Here is a 17,683-nt window from a genome sequence, read left to right as displayed (position 1 = left end):
GTTCCGAGATCGTGGCAGGCCCCTCCGGCGGGCCTGCCACGATCTGTTTCGGGCACCAGACGCTGTCGCCGACGGCGCCTCCCTGGTCAGGTGAGCCGCGACACCTGGTAGTGGGCGATGAGCCAGTCGTCGCCTACCCGCCGCAGCAGCACACCGAGGTTGACGGTCAGGGCCGGCCGGTCGGTGAAGCCGAACTCCACCTCCAGGTAGCCGAGGACCACGTCGTCGGCGAGACGGCGGATCTCCCGGACGTCGTACGCGGCGGTGAGGCCGAGCGGCTGGCCGGCGTAGTACGCGGCGACGCCGGCACGACCGACCGAGTACGGCTGCAACCCCTGGAAGATCGCGTCGTCGGTGAAGCACGCCGCGACCCGATCGGGCTCGTGGGCGTCGACAGCCGACTTCCACCGGTCGAGGACGGTACGCAGAATCTGGGCCTCGGACATGATGATCTCCCTGTTGGCGGCGTGCCGCGTAACGTGCCTGTCGTGCTCACCGACCCACGGGGCGAGCCCCGTCAGGCTCAGCGCGGCGGTTGTCCCGGGTCGTTCGGGTGCGGCGTCAACGGCGTCACGGTCTCGCGCCGCCAGGCACGCAGCGGCATCGACGCGAGCACCGCCTCCAACTCGTCGGCGTCGTCGGCCCGGAACAGCCCCCACGTACGCCACTCCCCCGGCGCCAGCGGTGGCCGCCACAGCCGCAGGAGACTGCCCTGCGCCGTCAGCTCGGCCGAGCGGGCCGCCTCACGCGCGCGCATCTCAGCAACCCCGTCGTCCGACGTTCCGGGCGGCACCGTCGTCACCATGTCAACCAGAAACTCCACGCGCCCATCCTCCGGCCGCCAGCCGGGCAGCACGGCGGGAACCCCGTTTTGCGTGGCGGCCGTCTCCCCTGGGACCTGGTCGGCGGAGGGCGAGGTCAATCGGGGTCGCGCAACCGGATCCGGACCGCGCGGGCCGCGCCCACCGCCGCGAGCAGCACCGCGTGCCGGGGCTCCGGCACGTCGAGCAACCGCTCTGCCCGCAACGGCACGAGCGGGGCCAACCGCCGGTCGGCGAGCACCCCGTCCACGGCCCTGCGGTCACCACCGCAGACCAGCGCGGTGAGCGTCGCCGCCGCCGGCAACAGCAGTCGTACGGCCAGGTCCGCCGCGTCGCCCAGCGCGGCCTTCGCCTGGTTGTCGCGCCGGCGGGCGAACCGGTGCTGTGACCATCCCCCCGCGGCGGTGCGCCCCTGCACGTACCGGGTGTCCACCTTGGAGCTGACGAGGTCGGCACCCTCGGCCACCCCGATCGCCACCGCGCCCTTGCGGGCCAGCAGCAGACCGATCCGGCGCGGCGTCACGGCGGAGGCCACGAACCCGGCCACATCCGTGCCGACCGGCGCGCCCGGTGGGGCGTACAGCTCGGCGGTCGCCCCGTCCGGAGCGGCGAGCAGCAGGCCGTACTCCTGTGTGCTGGTGATGGGCGGGCCGTGCCGGTCGGCGAAGCCCTCGACCCAGCGGCCGACGCGGGCCGGATCGACCTCGACCCACCGACCTCCGCCGGCTGCGGGTCGACTGGTCACCGCCCGACCGTACGGCACCGCGAGCCCGCCCGGACCCCCGGGCGGGCTCCGCGGCCCGACAGCCCGACCCGACCCGACGCGGCCCGCCACGGCCCAGCCCGGCACGACGCAGCACGGCACGACGCAGCACGGCCCGCCACAGCACGGCCCAGCCCGGCACAGCGCGGCACGGCACGGCACAGCCCGGCACAGCGCGGCACGGCACGGCACGGCACGGACCAGCCCGGCACGGCACGGCACGGCGCGGCGCAGCGCGGCACGGCACGGCCCGCCACGGCCCAGCCCGGCAAGACGCAGCACGGCCCGGCACGGACCAGCGTGGCGCGGCACGGCGCGGCGACCGTTCAGCTGGGCAGTAGCGCGGCCACCGCCAACGCGGCGATGAGCGCGCTGGAGACCAGGCCGGTGACCAGCCGGCCACGCGGCCCGGTCAACGCCCGGCCGACCACCGTGCCGCCGCCGGCGATGACCAGTTGCCAGCTCGCCGACGCCAGGAACACCCCGGCCACGAAGAGTGCCATGGGGACCACGCCCGATTCGGCCGTGTCCCTGCGACCGAGCACCAGCGCGGCGAAGTAGAGCACCGTCATCGGGTTCAGCAGGGTCAGGCCGAGCAGCGCCGCGTAGGCCCGCCCCGGAGTGCTCATGCCCCGACCGGCGCGTTCCGCCGGTGGCCGCTGCGAATGGTGCGCGGACCAGGTCCGCCAGAGGCCGTGCCCGGCAAGCCCCAACAGGACCACGGCGGCGACCACCCGCAGCGGCCCGGCGACCGGCGCGATGACATCGGCCAGCCCGGCACCGCCGAGCACGGCGACGGCCGCGTAGAGCCCGTCGGCCGTCGCCACGGCGAGCGCCGCGGCCGCACCGACCCGAAACGAGGTACGGGCACTGAGCCCCAGGATGAGGATCGCGATCGCGCCGACCGGAATGGCGACGCCGTAACCGGCGACCAGGCCGGCGAGGAACGCCCCGGTCACGGACGTCGGTGGCAGGTCGAGGCTCGTCCGGGAACCGGCCGCTGTCGACGCACGGCAGTGGCCGCACGGACAGGGACCTGCATCGGGTACGCCTCAATCACAAGCGCATCCTGCGCGCCGAACCCGCGCCCCCGCCACCTAATTCCCCCGCGCCCCGCCCCGGCTCGCCCGCCCCGGCTCGCCCCACCCCGGCTCGCCGCGCCCCCGCCCCGGCCCCGGCTCGCCCCGGCTCGCCCCGGCTCGCCCCGGCTCGGCCCGGCTCGCCCCGCCAAAGTCGTGCTCGAACCAGGATGTAGTGGCCTCGGCGACGCACCGAGGCCACTACATCAATGATCGAGCGCGATCTTGAGTCAATGATCGAGCGCGATCTTGAGCTGTTGACGGTTGACCGTCAGGATCAGACCGGAACGACCCGTGCTTGTTCACGTCGGCGTTCAACACGTCGAGCGCGGCACCCGGACGGGTGCCGCGCTCGACGAAGTGGTTCGGATCAGACGTTGTAGCCGTGGGAGCGGAGCGGGTGCCGACCCGCGTCAGTGATCTTGTCCGGGCCCCACGGCGGGAGCCACACCCAGTTGATCCGGATGTCGTTGACCAGGCCGCCGCCGGGGCCGGTGGTCAACGCCTGCCGGGTCTGGTCCTCGATGACGTCGGTCAGCGGGCAGGCCGCCGAGGTGAGCGTCATGTCCAGGGTGGCGACGTTCTCGTCGTCGACGTGTACGCCGTACACCAGGCCCAGGTCGACCACGTTGATGCCGAGCTCCGGGTCGACGACGTCCTTCATCGCCTCCTCGATGTCGGCGAGCATGGCCTTGCTGACGCCGCCCGCAGCGGCAGCGGCGTCAGCGCCGCCATCGGTCGTCGCGGCGTCGGTCTGCGGCACCACGCTGGTGTCACCGGCCTCCGGCGTCGCCTCGGTAGCGGTGTTCTCGCTCATGCCGTCCCTCCGCATCGCTTCGTGATGCCACCAGGCACCACTGTGTCATTCGCTCGCTGACGCACGGTCACGCCTTCACCTCCGGGCTCACGCCCACACCGGCGCGGGCCGCAGCGTCCTTGAACGCCATCCACGGCAGTAGCGCGCATTTGACCCGGGCCGGGTAGCGGGCCACGCCCGCGAAGGCCACCCCGTCACCGAGCACGTCCTCGTCCGGCGTGACCTGGCCACGTCCGGACATCAACTCCACGAACGCCTCGTGCACCTCGAAAGCTTCCCCGGTGCCCCGACCGCGCAGCAACTCGTGCAGCACGCTCGCCGACGCCTGGCTGATCGAGCAGCCCATCCCGTCGTACGAGATGTCGTGCAGCACGGTGCCGTCGGTGGCCACCCGGATGGTGACCTCGTCGCCGCAGGTGGGGTTGACGTGGTGCGCTTCCGCGACCCGGTCGCCCGGGTCGTCGGCGTCGCGCAGGCCACGCCCGTGCGGGTGCTTGTAGTGGTCCAGGATGATCTCCTGGTAGAGCTGGTCGAGCTGCATCAGTCGAACACCTTCCGCACCTGCTCCAGACCGGCCACCAGAGCGTCGATCTCCTCGGTGGTGGTGTAGAGGTAGAACGAGGCCCGGGTCATCGCCGGGACGCCGAACCGGCTGCACACCGGCTTGGCACAGTGGTGGCCCACCCGCACCTGCACGCCGAGCGAGTCGAGCACCTGACCCACGTCGTGCGGGTGCACGTCACCGAGCGCGAACGAGATGGTGCCGCCCCGGCCCACCGGCACGGTCGGGCCGAAGATCCGCAGGTCCGGCACCGAGCCGAGCGCGTCCAGCGCGTACGCCGTCAGCTCCTTCTCGTGCCACTGGATGGCCCGCATCCCGATCCCGGTCAGGTAGTCGACCGCCGCACCGAGGGCGACCGCCTCGGCGATCGGCGGGGTGCCCGCCTCGAACCGGGCCGGTGGCGCCGCGAACGTCGAGCGGGCCATGGTGACCGTCTCGATCATCGAACCGCCGCCGAAGACCGGCGGCATGGCCGCCAGCAGCTCACCGCGACCCCAGAGCACGCCGATGCCGGTCGGACCGCACATCTTGTGCCCGGTGAAGACGATGTAGTCGGCGTCCAGGTCGACCACGTCGATGGGCAGGTGCGGCACCGACTGCGAGCAGTCCAGCAGCAGCAGCGCGCCCACCTCACGGACCCGCGCGGTGATCCGGGAGGTGGCGTTGACGGTGCCGAGGATGTTGGACATGTGCACCAGCGAGACGATCTTCGTCCGCTCGGTGACCAGGTCCTCCAGGCCCGACTCGTCCAGCCGCCCCTGGTCGGTGACCGGGAACCAGCGCAGGGTCGCGCCGGTCCGCTCGCAGAGCAGCTGCCACGGGACGATGTTCGAGTGGTGCTCCATTTCGGAGATCACCACCTCGTCGCCCGGACCGAGCCGGAACCGGGGGTCGCCGTCCGGACGCAGCGAGGCGTTCGAGAAGGCGTACGCCACGATGTTGATCGCCTCGGTGGAGTTCTTCGTGAACACCACCTCGTCGGCGCTCGGCGCGTTGATGAACGCGGCGATCTTCGCCCGTGCCCCCTCGTACGCCTCGGTGGCCTCGGTGCCCAGGGTGTGCACCGAGCGCGACACGTTGGCGTTGTGCAGCGCGTAGTGCTCCCCGAGCACGTCGAGCACCTGCCGGGGTTTGTGCGAGGTGTTGGCGCTGTCGAGATAGACCAGCGGATGCCCGTTGATCTCCCGGTCCAGGATCGGGAAGTCGGCGCGCACCCGGGCCACGTCGAAACGCGGCGCGTCGTCGTACTGCGGCATCCCCGAAGGGATCGCGATGCTGGTCATCTCGGCAGCGCCTCTCCCACTCAGGCCTTGGCCGTGCCGGCCCCGGCGGCGTACCGCTCGTAGCCCTCGGCCTCGAGCTTGTCGGCCAGCTCCGGGCCGCCCTGCTCGACGATCCGGCCGGCGATGAACACGTGCACGAAGTCCGGCTTGATGTAGCGCAGGATCCGCGTGTAGTGGGTGATCAGCAGCACGCCGGTGTCACCGGTGTCGCGGACCCGGTTGACGCCCCCGCTGACCACGCGCAGCGCGTCCACGTCGAGGCCCGAGTCGGTCTCGTCGAGGATGGCGATCTTCGGCTTGAGCAGCTCCAGCTGGACGATCTCGTGGCGCTTCTTCTCACCACCGGAGAAGCCCTCGTTGACGTTGCGCTGGGCGAACGCCGGGTCCATCTGGAGGCGCTCCATCGCGCCGCGCAGCTCGCCACCCCAGGTGCGCAGCTTCGGTGCCTCGCCGTCGATGGCGGTCTTCGCGGTGCGCAGGAAGTTGGCCACCGAGACGCCGGGCACCTCGACCGGGTACTGCATGGCCAGGAAGAGGCCGGCGCGGGCCCGCTCGTCGACGGTCATGGCGAGCACGTCCTCGCCGTCGAGGGTCACCGTGCCGCCGGTGATCTCGTACTTGGGGTGACCGGCGATCGAGTACGCCAGGGTGGACTTACCGGAGCCGTTCGGGCCCATGATGGCGTGGGTCTCGCCCGACTTCACGGTCAGGTCGACGCCGGCCAGGATCGGCTTGAGCTCACCCTCGGGCAGCTTGACCGACACCTTCAGGTCGCGGATCTCCAGGGTGCTCATTATCGGGTCACTCCATTACTCGGCGTCAGGCTGAGGTAGATGTCTCCGTCGCGAACGTCGACGGGATAGACGGGGACGGGTTCGGTGGCGGGCAGGCCGGTCGGCTCGCCGGTGCGCAGGTCGAAACGGGAGCCGTGCAGCCAGCACTCCAGCGTGCAGCCGTCGACCTCGCCCTCGGAGAGGGCGACCGCGGCGTGGGAGCACTCGTCGTACGCGGCGTAGAACTCGCCGTCCTCGCCGTGCACCAGCGCGATGGGCGTGCCGTCGACGTCCGCGCTGATCGCGGTGCCCTTCGGCACGTCCTCGGTCGAGCAGATCCGGATCATCAGGCGCCGGCCTTGGTGAGCCGGGCCTCGATCGCGTCGCCGAGCTGCTCGCGCAGCGACTCCACCGGAATCTTGTTGATCAGCTCGGCGAAGAAGCCACGGACCACCAGCCGGCGGGCCTCACTCTCCGGAATCCCCCGGGCCATCAGGTAGAACAGCTGCTCGTCGTCGAAGCGGCCGGTCGCGCTGGCGTGACCGGCGCCGGCGATCTCGCCGGTCTCGATCTCCAGATTGGGTACGGAGTCCGCCCGCGCGCCGTCGGTGAGCAGCAGGTTTCGGTTGATCTCGTACGTGTCGGTGCCGGTCGCCTCGGCCTGGATGAGCACGTCGCCCACCCAGACGGTGTGCGCGCTCTCGCCCTGCAGGGCGCCCCGGTAGCCGACGTAGCTGCGGCAGTCCGGCACGTTGTGGTCGACCAGCTGCCGATGCTCCAGGTGCTGGCCGGCATCGGCGAAGTAGACCCCGTACAGCTCGGCCTCGCCGCCCCGCCCGGTGTACTCCACGCTGGTGAACTGCCGGACCAGGTCGCCGCCGAGGGTGACCTGGATGTGGATGACCTTGGCGTCCCGACCCAGCTTGATCTTCAGGTGCTGAGCCTGGACCGCGTCGTCGGCCCAGTCGGCGACAGTGACCAGGGTCAGCTTCGCCCCGTCGGCCACGGCGACCTCGACGTTGTCGGCCAGGGTGGCCGATCCGACGTGCTCCACCACCACTGTCGCCTCGGCGAACCGGCCCACCTCGACGAACGTGTGACCGAAGACCGGCTGCTCGACACCCTCGCCGACCACCCGCAGCCGCACCGCCTCGCCGAGCACCACGTCGGGGGCCACCCGCAGCAGCAGGGCGTCGGCGGCGGCACCGTAGGCCAACGCGCTGACCCGGTCGACCGGGGTCAGCACACTGCCGACCCGCTCGTCGTCCCGGCCGACCCGGGTGATGGCGACGCCCTCGGGCAGGTCGCCGTACTCGTGTCGGACCGCGCCGGCCACGGCCGGCGCCTCAGTGGTCAGGCCGCGGAGGCGCTTGAGTGGGGTGAAGCGCCACTCCTCCTCCAGGCCGGTGAGGGCCGGGAAGTCGGCGACGTCGTACGAGCGCAGCGCCTGCGACTTGGTGCTGGGCGGCGGCGCGGAAGCCTGGGTAGTCATTTCTTCCTTGGTCTGTTCAACGACGACGGTGTCAGGTGCTCGGTAGGGCGGGCGGCGTCAGCCGACCGCGCCCTCCATCTGAAGCTCGATCAGACGGTTGAGCTCCAGGGCGTACTCCATCGGAAGCTCCTTGGCGATCGGCTCGATGAAGCCGCGCACGATCATGGCCATCGCCTCGTCCTCGCTCAGGCCCCGGCTCATCAGGTAGAAGAGCTGGTCGTCGCTGATCTTGGAGACGGTCGCCTCGTGCCCCATCGACACGTCGTCCTCGCGGATGTCGACGTACGGGTAGGTGTCCGAACGGGAGATGGTGTCGACCAGCAACGCGTCGCACTTGACGGTGCTCCGGCTGTGGTGCGAACCCTCCAGCACCTGCACCAGACCGCGGTACGAGGTGCGGCCGCCGCCACGGGCGATCGACTTCGACACGATGGTGCTGCTCGTGTGGGGGGCCGCGTGCACCATCTTGGCGCCGGCGTCCTGGTGCTGACCCTCGCCGGCCATCGCCACCGAGAGCACCTCGCCCTTGGCGTGCTCACCGGTCATGTAGACCGCCGGGTACTTCATGGTCACCTTGGAGCCGATGTTGCCGTCGACCCACTCCATGGTCGCGCCCTCGTGGCAGACGGCGCGCTTGGTGACCAGGTTGTAGACGTTGTTCGACCAGTTCTGGATGGTCGTGTAGCGGCAGCGCGCGTTCTTCTTGACGATGATCTCCACGACCGCGCTGTGCAGCGAGTCGGAGGAGTACAGCGGCGCGGTGCAGCCCTCGACGTAGTGCACGTACGCACCCTCGTCGACGATGATCAGCGTCCGCTCGAACTGGCCCATGTTCTCCGTGTTGATCCGGAAGTAGGCCTGCAGCGGGATCTCCACGTGCACGCCCTTCGGCACGTAGATGAACGAGCCACCGGACCACACGGAGGTGTTCAGCGCGGCGAACTTGTTGTCGCCGACCGGGATCACCGTGCCGAAATACTCCTTGAAGACGTCCTCGTGCTCGCGCAGCGCCGTGTCGGTGTCCAGGAAGAGGACGCCCTGCTCCTCAAGGTCCTCACGGATCTTGTGGTAGACGACCTCCGACTCGTACTGCGCCGCGACACCGGCGACCAGGCGCTGCTTCTCCGCCTCCGGGATGCCCAGCCGGTCGTAGGTGTTCTTGATGTCCTCGGGCAGGTCCTCCCAGCTGGTGGCCTGCTTCTCGGTGGACCGCACGAAGTACTTGATGTTGTCGAAGTCGATCCCGGTGAGGTCCGCGCCCCACGCCGGCATCGGCTTGCGGCCGAACAGCCGCAGGCCCTTCAGCCGCAGGTCGAGCATCCACTCCGGCTCGTTCTTCTTCGCCGAGATGTCCCGCACCACCGCCTCGTTGATGCCGCGCTGGGCGACCGCGCCGGCGGCGTCCGGGTCGGACCAGCCGTACTCGTACCGGCCCAGGGCGGCGAGCTGCTCTTCCTGGGTCAGGGGCTGGACGATCTGCTCGGTCATCTATCTGTCCTCACAGTGGTGACGGGATTACCGGATTGAGCGCGGCCCGGCTGAGCCGGGATGTGCGTGGTGCACACCCCGTCGCCGTGCGCGATGGTGGCCAGACGCTGCACGTGGGTGCCGACCAGACGGGAGATGACCGCGGTCTCGGCCTCGCACAGCTGAGGAAACTCGGCGGCCACGTGCGCCACCGGGCAGTGGTTCTGACAGAGCTGGCCGCCGGAGGCGATCGTGGTCGCGTTGGCAGCGTAACCCTCGGCGGTGAGCGCTGCGGCGAGTGCCTCGGCTCGGGCGAGAGGGTCATCGCCGGCGTCCTCCATGGCCGTCCGACAACGGGACTCGAGGGCGGAGACCTGCTCGGTGGCGAACGCCTCGACCGCGTCCGAGCCGCCGCTGCGGGCGATCCACCGCAGCGCGGCGGTGGCCATGTTGTCGTAGTGGTGTGTGCCACAGCGGACCCGGGCGGCCTCGGTCAGCAGGAACACCTTGGCCGGGCGCCCCCGACCACGGCTGCCCTGCACGGTCTGCTCGCGGGCGTAGACGTCACCGTCCAGGAGCATCGCGTCCAGGTGCCGGCGGATCGCCGCCGGACTGAGCCCGAGCGCCGCGCCAAGCTGCGCGGCGGTGGCGGCACCCTGTTCCAGCAGCAGTCGGGTGACCCGATCCCGGGTGGAGATCTCGGCCACCACCGGACCGGCGAGGCCGGCCGACGTGCCCACGGCGGGCGCGGACACCGGCGCACCGACGGCCGCTACGGCCGTCGGTTGGTGCCCGGAGAGCGCCGCCGCGTTTTTCACAACGCCAACGTTACGTAATTACCCGGAGGGCCGCAAACCCGGGCCCCGGTGATCCCAACCACCGAGCTGCCGGAGTCGGACGGACCTCGATCACTACGGTGCGTAGGATTTGCGCCGTGAACCGAATCGTCCGTCCGGTCTCCGGCATCCTGCTGCGCCGCCTCGCGCTCGCCTCGATCATCGCGAACGTGGGCATCGTCGTCACCGGCGGGGCCGTCCGGTTGACCGCCTCGGGCCTCGGCTGCCCCACCTGGCCGCGGTGCACCGACGATTCGTACGTCACCACCCCCGAGATGGGCATCTACGGGGTGATCGAGTTCGGCAACCGGCTGCTGACCTTCGCGGTGGGCCTCATCGCGCTGGCCACCGTGCTGGCGGTGCTGGTCCACCGGCCGCGCCGGCCCGGGCTCCTCGCGCTGGCCGTCGCCGTCTTCCTCGGCATTCCCGCGCAGGCGGTGATCGGTGGCATCACCGTGCTGACCAATCTCAACCCGTGGGTGGTCGGGCTGCACTTCCTCGCCTCGATGGCGGTGATCGCCGCCGCGTACGCGCTCTGGCGGCGCATCGTCGACCCCGACGGCCCGGTCGTGGCGGTCGTGCCCGCCCCGCTGCGCACCCTCGCTCGGATCACCACCGGCGTCAGCGTCGCGGTGCTGGTCATCGGCACCTGGGTGACCGGCAGCGGCCCGCACGCCGGCGACCACGGTGCCGCCCGCAACGGCCTGGACCCGGAGTCGATCTCCCAGGTGCACGCCGACGCGGTCTTCCTGCTCATCGGCCTCACGGTGGCGCTCATCTTCGCGTTCCGCGCCGTCGGTGCGCAGCGGGCCACCCGCGCCGCGGTCATCCTGCTGGTTGTGGAGCTGAGTCAGGGCCTGATCGGTTTCGTGCAGTACTTCACCCACGTGCCGGCGCTCCTGGTCGGGGCACACATGCTCGGCTCGTGCCTGGTGCTGCTGGCCACCCTGGCGGTGCAGTGGTCCACCCGGGAACGCCGGCCGGTCACCCCGGCGCCCCGGGCCACCCCGGCCGAGGAGGCCACCCCGGTCCCGACCCCCGCCTGACAACCCCGCGCGCCCCGGCACGCAACCGCCCGACGGGCCGGTAACCGCCGCGCGGCGCGCCCCGCGCCCCGGGCCGAAGATCGTGCTCGAACCAGGAAGTAGTGGCCTCAACGACGCGCGGACACCACTACAACAATGAACGAGCACGATCTTCCGGCCGGCGCCCCGTCAGCTGCGGCGCGACAGGTGGGTGGTGATCGCGTCGGCGAGCCGGTCGGGGGCGCCGTCGGCGTACCCGATGAAGAGCGACGGTTCGGTCAGCTCCAGTTCGACCAGGACCGGCTTGCCGTCCGGGCCGGGGATCAGGTCGACCCGCGCGTAGAGCAGCTGTCGGGTGCCACCAGGCACCGCCGCGAGGGTCTGCTCGGCCACCGTCAGCTGGTCGGCTCGGGCGATACGCGCGGTGATCTCTTCGGCCTTGTAGAGCCCGTCCGGGCCGAGGTCCGGCCCGGTCAGCATCGGACCCTTGCGGATCGCGTGGCTGAACGCGAGCCCCTCCGGACCGGCCAGGAAGAGCAGCGCCGTCTCGCCCTCGGTGTCGACGGCACGCAGGTACGGCTGGACCATGGTCACCCGGCCGGCGTCGGAGAGCCGGCGAACATGCGCGGCGGCCAACTCCCGGTGTTCCGGGTCGGCCAGGTCGTAGCGGCCGGTGTCCTGGCTGCCGGCGCTGACGGCGGGCTTGAGCACGTACTCGCCGGTCTCGGCGGGTGGTTGCCAGCTCTCCCCCGGCTCGATCCAGGTCGTCGGCACTGTCGGCACCCCGGCGGCGCTCAGCTCACCGAGGTAGCGCTTGTCGGTGTTCCAGCGGACCACGTCGGCCGGGTTGACCAGCGCCGGGACGCCCGCCGCCCAGGACACGAACTCGTCGCGGCGCAACGCGTAGTCCCAGGGTGAGCGGAGCACGACCAGGTCGTAGGACGACCAGTCGACGTCGGGGTCGTCCCAGACCACGGATTGGGCGGCGATGCCGCGGGCGGCGAGCGGTGCGAGGACCAACCGGTCGTCCGGGTCGAGGTCGGCCAGCTCGGAGCAGGTGACGAGAGCGACCCGGGGTTCCCCCCGGGCCGACTGGTGATATGTGGTCAATTCAACTGTCTATTCAGCGGGACATCGTGCGGCGGGCCATCGACCGCCAGAGGTCGTTGCTCGGACGCATCTGGTCCATCAGCTCACGCTCCCAGGCGTTCTCGACGGTGACTCCCGCCTTGGCGCACGCCTCCCGGGCGGTGACGGTGTCGTCGGCGAACTGGTCGCCCCACTCACCGTCGGAACCCACCAGGACGATCCGCGCGCCACGCTTGCCGACGTACTCGATGACCGCCTTCGCGCCGCCGTGCCCGGCGGCGAACGCCTTGAGGCCCGCGACCAGGCCGTGGGGCGCCTGCTCGCCGGCGGTCTGCTCGGCCGTCAGCGTCGTATCGGAACCATCTGCCATGACGCGAAGCCTAAGCAGAGTTGCACCCGGTCGCGCGAGAACCATGAACCTTTTGTGATGCCAATTACCTACAGGTTTAAGGACGAGCACAGGTTTGCTGTCCGTTTATATCAGGACTTTTGCGCTCAAACCACGTGGGCAAAACGCCCCCGAACCGTCCTGAGTTGAGCCGACCTGGCTCATGCTGAAAGTTACTCTGATGTGACGGGAAAAGCGGACAACTCATCCACGTTCATGACTAGTCAGTGGATCAGCGCCGTCAAGCGCCGACCGGGCGGGGTGGGGCCGGGTCAGATCAGCGCGTCGAGCGCGACGGCCACGAAGACGATCGTCAGGTACGTCGTCGACCAGTGGAACAGCCGCATCGGCTTGACCGCCTCGCCGCGCGTCGCACGCCGGCAGAGCTTGTGCGCCTCGACCACGAAGATGGCACCCACCACCAGGGTCGGCACCCCGTAGATCGCGCTGAGCCCCAGCGGCCAGACGGCCAGGGAGGTGAGCACGGTGAGCCACGCGAAGATCAGGATCTCGGCGTTCACCCGGCGGACCGAGGCCACCACCGGCAGCATCGGGATGCCGGCCCGGGCGTAGTCGTCCTTGTACTTCATGGCGAGCGGGTAGAAGTGCGGCATCTGCCAGAAGAAGACCACAGCGAACAGCCCCCACGCGGCCGGCGCCAACGAGCCCGTCACCGCCGCCCACCCGATCAGCACCGGGGCCGCCCCGCAGGCGCCGCCCCAGAAGGTGTTCGCCGGGGTGGAGCGCTTGAGCCACAGGGTGTAGACGAGGTCGTAGTAGGCGATCGCGGCGAGGGTCAGCGCGGCGGCCAGCAGATTGGTGAACGCCGCCATCAGGGCGACCGACACCGCCGCCAACACCAGACCGAAGATCAACGCGCTGCGCGGCGAGACGGTGTGCGCCGGCAGCGGCCGACGCTTGGTACGCCGCATCAACTGGTCGATGTCCCGGTCGATGTAGCAGTTGAGCACGCTGGCCGCGCCGGCGGCGAGCGAGCCGCCGATCAGGACGACGGCCATCAGCCACAGCGACGGCAGCCCGCCCTCGGCGAGCATCATCGCCGGGATGGTGGTGACCAGCAGCAACTCGACGATCCGAGGCTTGGTGAGCGTCACGTACGCCGAGATGACCGCGCGTACGTCCCGCCGGGCCACCGTGCCCTCGGCCGCCCGCGCCGGATGCTGCCCGGCCGGGTTGCTCGCGGGGCGCTCGGTGATCATGCTCACGGATTGCCACCTTCCGGCATCGGGCACGGGGAGATCGGATCGGTCGGGACCGGGAGGGTCCGCATACCGACCCACACACTACGCGTCGTCGTTTTGGCTGCCCGGCCGACCCGACAACGGTGCGGGCCGTCACACCACCGGGTTGAACCGAGCATCCGGATGGTCACGTAGCGCACACCATGCGCAGATCCCCGGGCGCACGTTTAGGGACGCTCGATAAGGTCATCGGTGAGGGTTCCGCCCATCTGCCGAGGAGCACAACCATCGTGGCTGTTAAACGACCCGAGCACTCCGCACTGAACTGGTCCGACCTCGATCGCCGGGCCGTCGATACCGTCCGCGTGCTGGCCATGGACGCCGTAGAGAAATCCGGCAACGGTCACCCGGGCACCGCGATGAGCCTCGCGCCCGCGGCGTACCTCCTCTTCAACCGGGTCATGCGGCACAACCCGGCCGACCCGAACTGGCCCGGCCGCGACCGGTTCGTCCTCTCCGCCGGGCACTCCAGCCTGACGCTCTACATCCAGCTGTTCCTCTCCGGTTACCCACTGAGCCTGGACGACCTGAAGTCGCTGCGGCAGTGGGGCTCGCAGACGCCGGGGCACCCCGAGCACGGGCACACGCCGGGCGTCGAGACCACCACCGGCCCGCTCGGGCAGGGTCTGGGCAACGCGGTCGGCATGGCCATGGCGGCCCGCCGCGAGCGCGGCCTGTTCGACCCCGAGGCCGAGCTGGGCGCGTCCGTCTTCGACCACGACATCTGGTGCATCGTCTCCGACGGTGACATCGAAGAGGGCATCAGCCACGAGGCCAGCGCGCTCGCCGGGCACCAGCAGCTGGGCAACCTCACGGTGATCTACGACGACAACGAGATCTCCATCGAGGACGACACCCGGATCGCCAAGAGCGAGGACGTGGCCGCCCGCTACGAGGCGTACGGCTGGCACGTGCAGACCGTCGACTGGCGCAGCGGCGACGCCGACCAGGGCGACTACCACGAGGACGCCGAGGCGCTCTACGCGGCGCTGCTGGCCGCCAAGGCGGAGACCGCCCGCCCCTCCTTCATCGCGCTGCGCACCATCATCGGCTGGCCCGCCCCCAACAAGCAGAACACCGGCAAGATCCACGGCTCGGCGCTGGGCGCCGACGAGGTGAAGGCCACCAAGCGGATCCTCGACTTCGACCCGGAGCAGACGTTCCAGGTCGACGAGGAGGTGCTCAGCCACGCCCGCACGGTGATGGGCCGCGGCTCCGACGCCCAGCAGGAGTGGACCACCGCGTTCGACGCGTGGAAGAAGGCCAACCCGGAGCGCACCGCGCTCTACGAGCGGTTGGCGGGCCGCGTACTCCCCGACGGCTGGACCGACGCGTTGCCGGTCTTCCCCGCGGACGCCAAGGGGGTGGCCACCCGGGCCGCGTCCGGCAAGGTGCTGGAGGCGCTCGCGCCGGTGCTCCCGGAGCTGTGGGGTGGCTCGGCCGACCTGGCCGAGAGCAACAACACCACGATGAAGGGCGAGCCGTCGTTCATCCCGGCCGCCCACGCCACCAAGGACTTCCCGGGCCACGAGTACGGCCGCACGCTGCACTTCGGCATCCGTGAGCACGCCATGGGCGCGATCCTCAACGGCATCGCCCTGCACGGCGGCACCCGCCCGTACGGCGGCACGTTCCTGGTCTTCAGCGACTACATGCGCCCGTCGGTGCGGCTGGCCGCGCTGATGAAGCTGCCGGTGACCTACGTCTGGACGCACGACTCGATCGGCCTCGGCGAGGACGGCCCGACCCACCAGCCGGTGGAGCACCTGACCGCGCTGCGCGCCATCCCGGGCCTGGACGTGGTCCGTCCGGCGGACGCCAACGAGACCGCCTGGGCCTGGCGGAAGGCGCTGGAGCACACCGACCGGCCGACCGCGCTGGCGCTGAGCCGTCAGCCGCTGCCGACCTTGGACCGCGACGTCCTGGGCAGCGTGGAAGGCGTGGCCAACGGTGGCTACGTGCTGGCCGAGGCGTCCAACGGCAAGCCTCAGGTGATCATCATCGGCACCGGTTCCGAGGTGCAGCTCTGCCTGACCGCCCGGGAGCGGCTGGAGGCCGACGGCACCCCGACCCGGGTCGTCTCGATGCCCTGCCAGGAGTGGTTCTACGAGCAGGACGAGGCGTACCGGGAGTCGGTGCTCCCGCGCGGGGTAAAGGCACGGGTGAGCGTGGAGGCGGGCATCGCGATGTCCTGGCGCGGCGTCGTCGGTGACCTCGGCGAGAGCGTGAGCCTGGAGCACTACGGAGCGAGCGCCCCGCACACCGTGCTCTTCGAGCAGTTCGGGTTCACCCCCGACCGGATCGTGGCGGCAGCACACGCCTCGCTGGCCCGGGTGGGCGACATCACCGGTTTCACGACCGGCAACTGAGGGAGCGTGGATGGCATGACGGACAAGCTGAATGAGCTCACCGCCGCGGGTGTGGCGGTCTGGCTCGACGATCTTTCCCGGGTGCGGTTGAGCTCCGGCGGGCTGGACCAGCTGCGCCGCGAGAAGCACGTGGCCGGCGTCACCACCAACCCGACGATCTTCGCCAAGGCGCTGAGCGACGCCGACGAGTACAACTGGCAGCTGCGCGACCTCGCCACCCGTGGCGTGGACGTGGAAGAGGCCGTACGGATGCTCACCACGTACGACGTACGGTGGGCCTGCGACGTCATGCGCCCGTCGTACGACGGCAGCGCCGGTGTCGACGGCCGGGTCTCGATCGAGGTGGACCCGCGCAGCGCGCACGACGCGGACAAGACCGTCGCCGAGGCCAAGGCGCTGTGGTGGCTGGTGGACCGACCCAACCTCTTCATCAAGATCCCGGCCACCGAGGAGGGCCTGTCGGCGATCACCGACACCCTCGCCGAGGGGATCAGCGTCAACGTGACGCTGATCTTCGGTCTGGACCGCTACTCGGCGGTCATGGAGGCGTTCCTGGCCGGTCTGGAGCAGGCCAAGGCCAACGGTCACGACCTGTCGAAGATCGGCTCGGTCGCGTCGTTCTTCGTCTCCCGGGTCGACTCCGAGGTCGACAAGCGGCTGGAGAAGGTCGGCTCCGACCAGGCCAAGGGCCTCAAGGGCAAGGCCGCCGTCGCCAACGCCCAGCTGGCGTACGAGCGCTACACCGAGGTGTTCTCCTCGGACCGCTGGAAGGCGCTCGAGGCGGCCGGCGCGCACCCGCAGCGGCCGCTGTGGGCGTCCACCTCGACGAAGAACCCGGACTACCGGGACGTGATCTACGTCGAGGAGCTGATCGCCCCCGGCACGGTCAACACGATGCCGGAGGCGGTCATCCACGCGTACGCCGATCACGGCGAGACGCGCGGCGACACCGTGACCGGCGCCTACGACGCGGCCCGGAAGGTCTTCGCGGACCTGGAGTCGGTCGGGGTGGACATGTCCGACGTGATCGCCACCCTGGAGCGCGAGGGTGTGGAGAAGTTCGAGGCGAGCTGGCAGGAGCTGCTCGACGGTGTCAGCAAGTCGCTGGCGGCGGCGGGCACCGGCAAGGGCTCGCCGAACAAGGCGGCCAAGGGCAACGCCAAGGCCGCCGAGAAGGCCGGTGGCGCATGAGCGAGCGAATCAGCAAGCTCAGTGCAACGGTGCCTCATGGCGGCACGCAGCGAAGCGGAGTGACGGCATGAGCGAGCGCAGCGAGCGAATCAGCAAGCTCAGTGCGATGAGGCCTCATGACGGCACGCAGCGAAGCGGAGTGACGGCATGAGCGACCTGCCTGCTGGGGCGGTGGAGGGAGCCGCCGGGCTCTCCGTGTACGGCGCGGACGCGGTCGACAAGGCCGCGCCCGCCTCAACCCGGGAGGCGCTGGTCAAGGCCGGCGTCCCGGGCAAGCTGGCGGGCAAGGACGCGAGCCTGTGGGGTCCGGACGCCGAGGCCGAGGCGAAGATCCGCCTGGGCTGGGTGGACACCCACCGGCGCAGCCGCGAGCTGCTCGCGCAGTTGGCCGAGCTGACCGCCGAGCTGGCCGACCTGGATCACGTGGTGCTCGCCGGCATGGGCGGTTCGTCGCTCGCGCCCGAGG

General features: G+C 70.7%; 18 protein-coding genes and 1 pseudogene. 4 read left to right on the top strand and 15 right to left on the bottom strand.

All coding sequences use genetic code 11. The features are described 5' to 3' along the window. Window positions 1-86: 86 nt before the first annotated feature. From KBX53_RS03655 to KBX53_RS03600, 12 genes are all read right to left on the bottom strand, one after another. Window positions 87-446 carry an SgcJ/EcaC family oxidoreductase gene (locus KBX53_RS03655; protein WP_030337306.1) on the bottom strand — a complete coding sequence of 120 codons (360 nt, stop codon included), beginning with the start codon at window positions 444-446 and terminating at the stop codon, window positions 87-89. Window positions 447-523: 77 nt separating this feature from the next. Continuing rightward, on the bottom strand, window positions 524-823 hold the full coding sequence (locus tag KBX53_RS03650; RefSeq protein ID WP_030337308.1) for a muconolactone Delta-isomerase family protein: 300 nt from the start codon (window positions 821-823) through the stop codon (window positions 524-526). Between the two features lie 95 nt (window positions 824-918). Next, on the bottom strand, window positions 919-1,566 hold the full coding sequence (locus tag KBX53_RS03645) for an acVLRF1 family peptidyl-tRNA hydrolase (protein WP_030337310.1): 648 nt from the start codon (window positions 1,564-1,566) through the stop codon (window positions 919-921). Window positions 1,567-1,910: 344 nt separating this feature from the next. After that, window positions 1,911-2,543 (bottom strand): LysE family transporter, encoded by a 633-nt coding sequence (locus tag KBX53_RS03640; protein WP_030337312.1) that lies wholly within the window; start codon window positions 2,541-2,543, stop codon window positions 1,911-1,913. 490 nt (window positions 2,544-3,033) lie between these two features. Continuing rightward, entirely contained in the window at window positions 3,034-3,480 is a 447-nt protein-coding gene (locus KBX53_RS03635; protein ID WP_210857799.1) for a metal-sulfur cluster assembly factor, read from the bottom strand. A gap of 67 nt (window positions 3,481-3,547) precedes the next feature. Then, a complete protein-coding gene (sufU, locus tag KBX53_RS03630; protein WP_030337314.1) occupies window positions 3,548-4,021 on the bottom strand; it encodes a Fe-S cluster assembly sulfur transfer protein SufU in 474 nt (157 codons plus the stop codon). Beyond that, a complete protein-coding gene (locus KBX53_RS03625; protein ID WP_210857798.1) occupies window positions 4,021-5,325 on the bottom strand; it encodes a cysteine desulfurase in 1,305 nt (434 codons plus the stop codon). Before KBX53_RS03625 ends, sufU begins: the two co-directional genes overlap by 1 nt. 20 nt (window positions 5,326-5,345) lie before the next feature. Further along, window positions 5,346-6,119: a Fe-S cluster assembly ATPase SufC gene (gene sufC, locus KBX53_RS03620; RefSeq protein WP_030337317.1), complete on the bottom strand. Its 774-nt coding sequence runs from the start codon at window positions 6,117-6,119 to the stop codon at window positions 5,346-5,348. Next, on the bottom strand, window positions 6,119-6,445 hold the full coding sequence (locus KBX53_RS03615) for a non-heme iron oxygenase ferredoxin subunit (RefSeq protein WP_030337319.1): 327 nt from the start codon (window positions 6,443-6,445) through the stop codon (window positions 6,119-6,121). Before KBX53_RS03615 ends, sufC begins: the two co-directional genes overlap by 1 nt. After that, entirely contained in the window at window positions 6,445-7,590 is a 1,146-nt protein-coding gene (sufD, locus tag KBX53_RS03610) for a Fe-S cluster assembly protein SufD (RefSeq protein WP_030337320.1), read from the bottom strand. Before sufD ends, KBX53_RS03615 begins: the two co-directional genes overlap by 1 nt. Window positions 7,591-7,647: 57 nt before the next feature. Further along, a complete protein-coding gene (gene sufB, locus KBX53_RS03605) occupies window positions 7,648-9,078 on the bottom strand; it encodes a Fe-S cluster assembly protein SufB (protein ID WP_030337321.1) in 1,431 nt (476 codons plus the stop codon). Beyond that, window positions 9,075-9,812 carry a metalloregulator ArsR/SmtB family transcription factor gene (locus KBX53_RS03600; protein WP_210857800.1) on the bottom strand — a complete coding sequence of 246 codons (738 nt, stop codon included), beginning with the start codon at window positions 9,810-9,812 and terminating at the stop codon, window positions 9,075-9,077. The genes sufB and KBX53_RS03600 overlap by 4 nt, the downstream gene beginning before the upstream one ends. Before the next feature lie 161 nt (window positions 9,813-9,973). On the opposite strand from KBX53_RS03600, the gene KBX53_RS03595 reads away from it, so the two are divergent. After that, a complete protein-coding gene (locus tag KBX53_RS03595; protein WP_167337351.1) occupies window positions 9,974-10,939 on the top strand; it encodes a heme A synthase in 966 nt (321 codons plus the stop codon). Window positions 10,940-11,107: 168 nt separating this feature from the next. On the opposite strand, the gene KBX53_RS03590 is transcribed toward KBX53_RS03595, so the two are convergent. The 3 genes from KBX53_RS03590 to KBX53_RS03580 all read right to left on the bottom strand — a co-directional run bounded on the left by KBX53_RS03590 (window position 11,108) and on the right by KBX53_RS03580 (window position 13,621). Beyond that, window positions 11,108-12,028 (bottom strand): RimK family alpha-L-glutamate ligase, encoded by a 921-nt coding sequence (locus tag KBX53_RS03590; RefSeq protein WP_210857797.1) that lies wholly within the window; start codon window positions 12,026-12,028, stop codon window positions 11,108-11,110. A gap of 13 nt (window positions 12,029-12,041) precedes the next feature. Continuing rightward, a complete protein-coding gene (locus tag KBX53_RS03585; RefSeq protein WP_124816405.1) occupies window positions 12,042-12,377 on the bottom strand; it encodes a hypothetical protein in 336 nt (111 codons plus the stop codon). A 290-nt stretch (window positions 12,378-12,667) separates the two neighbouring features. Continuing rightward, entirely contained in the window at window positions 12,668-13,621 is a 954-nt protein-coding gene (locus KBX53_RS03580) for a heme o synthase (RefSeq protein WP_030337330.1), read from the bottom strand. 266 nt (window positions 13,622-13,887) lie between these two features. Between KBX53_RS03580 and tkt the strand changes: the two genes are divergently transcribed. From tkt to KBX53_RS03565, 3 genes and pseudogenes are all read left to right on the top strand, one after another. Beyond that, window positions 13,888-16,026: a transketolase gene (tkt, locus tag KBX53_RS03575; RefSeq protein ID WP_210857796.1), complete on the top strand. Its 2,139-nt coding sequence runs from the start codon at window positions 13,888-13,890 to the stop codon at window positions 16,024-16,026. A gap of 15 nt (window positions 16,027-16,041) precedes the next feature. Further along, complete coding sequence (gene tal / locus KBX53_RS03570; protein ID WP_030337334.1) at window positions 16,042-17,217, top strand: transaldolase; 1,176 nt, start codon at window positions 16,042-16,044, stop codon at window positions 17,215-17,217. 147 nt (window positions 17,218-17,364) lie between these two features. Next, a pseudogene (locus tag KBX53_RS03565) lies at window positions 17,365-17,683 on the top strand (glucose-6-phosphate isomerase); the annotation flags it as partial.

The organism is Micromonospora sp. M51 (assembly GCF_018070305.1).
Taxonomy (GTDB): Bacteria; Actinomycetota; Actinomycetes; order Mycobacteriales; family Micromonosporaceae; genus Micromonospora; species Micromonospora parva.
This window is presented reverse-complemented; position numbering and strand designations above follow the sequence as displayed.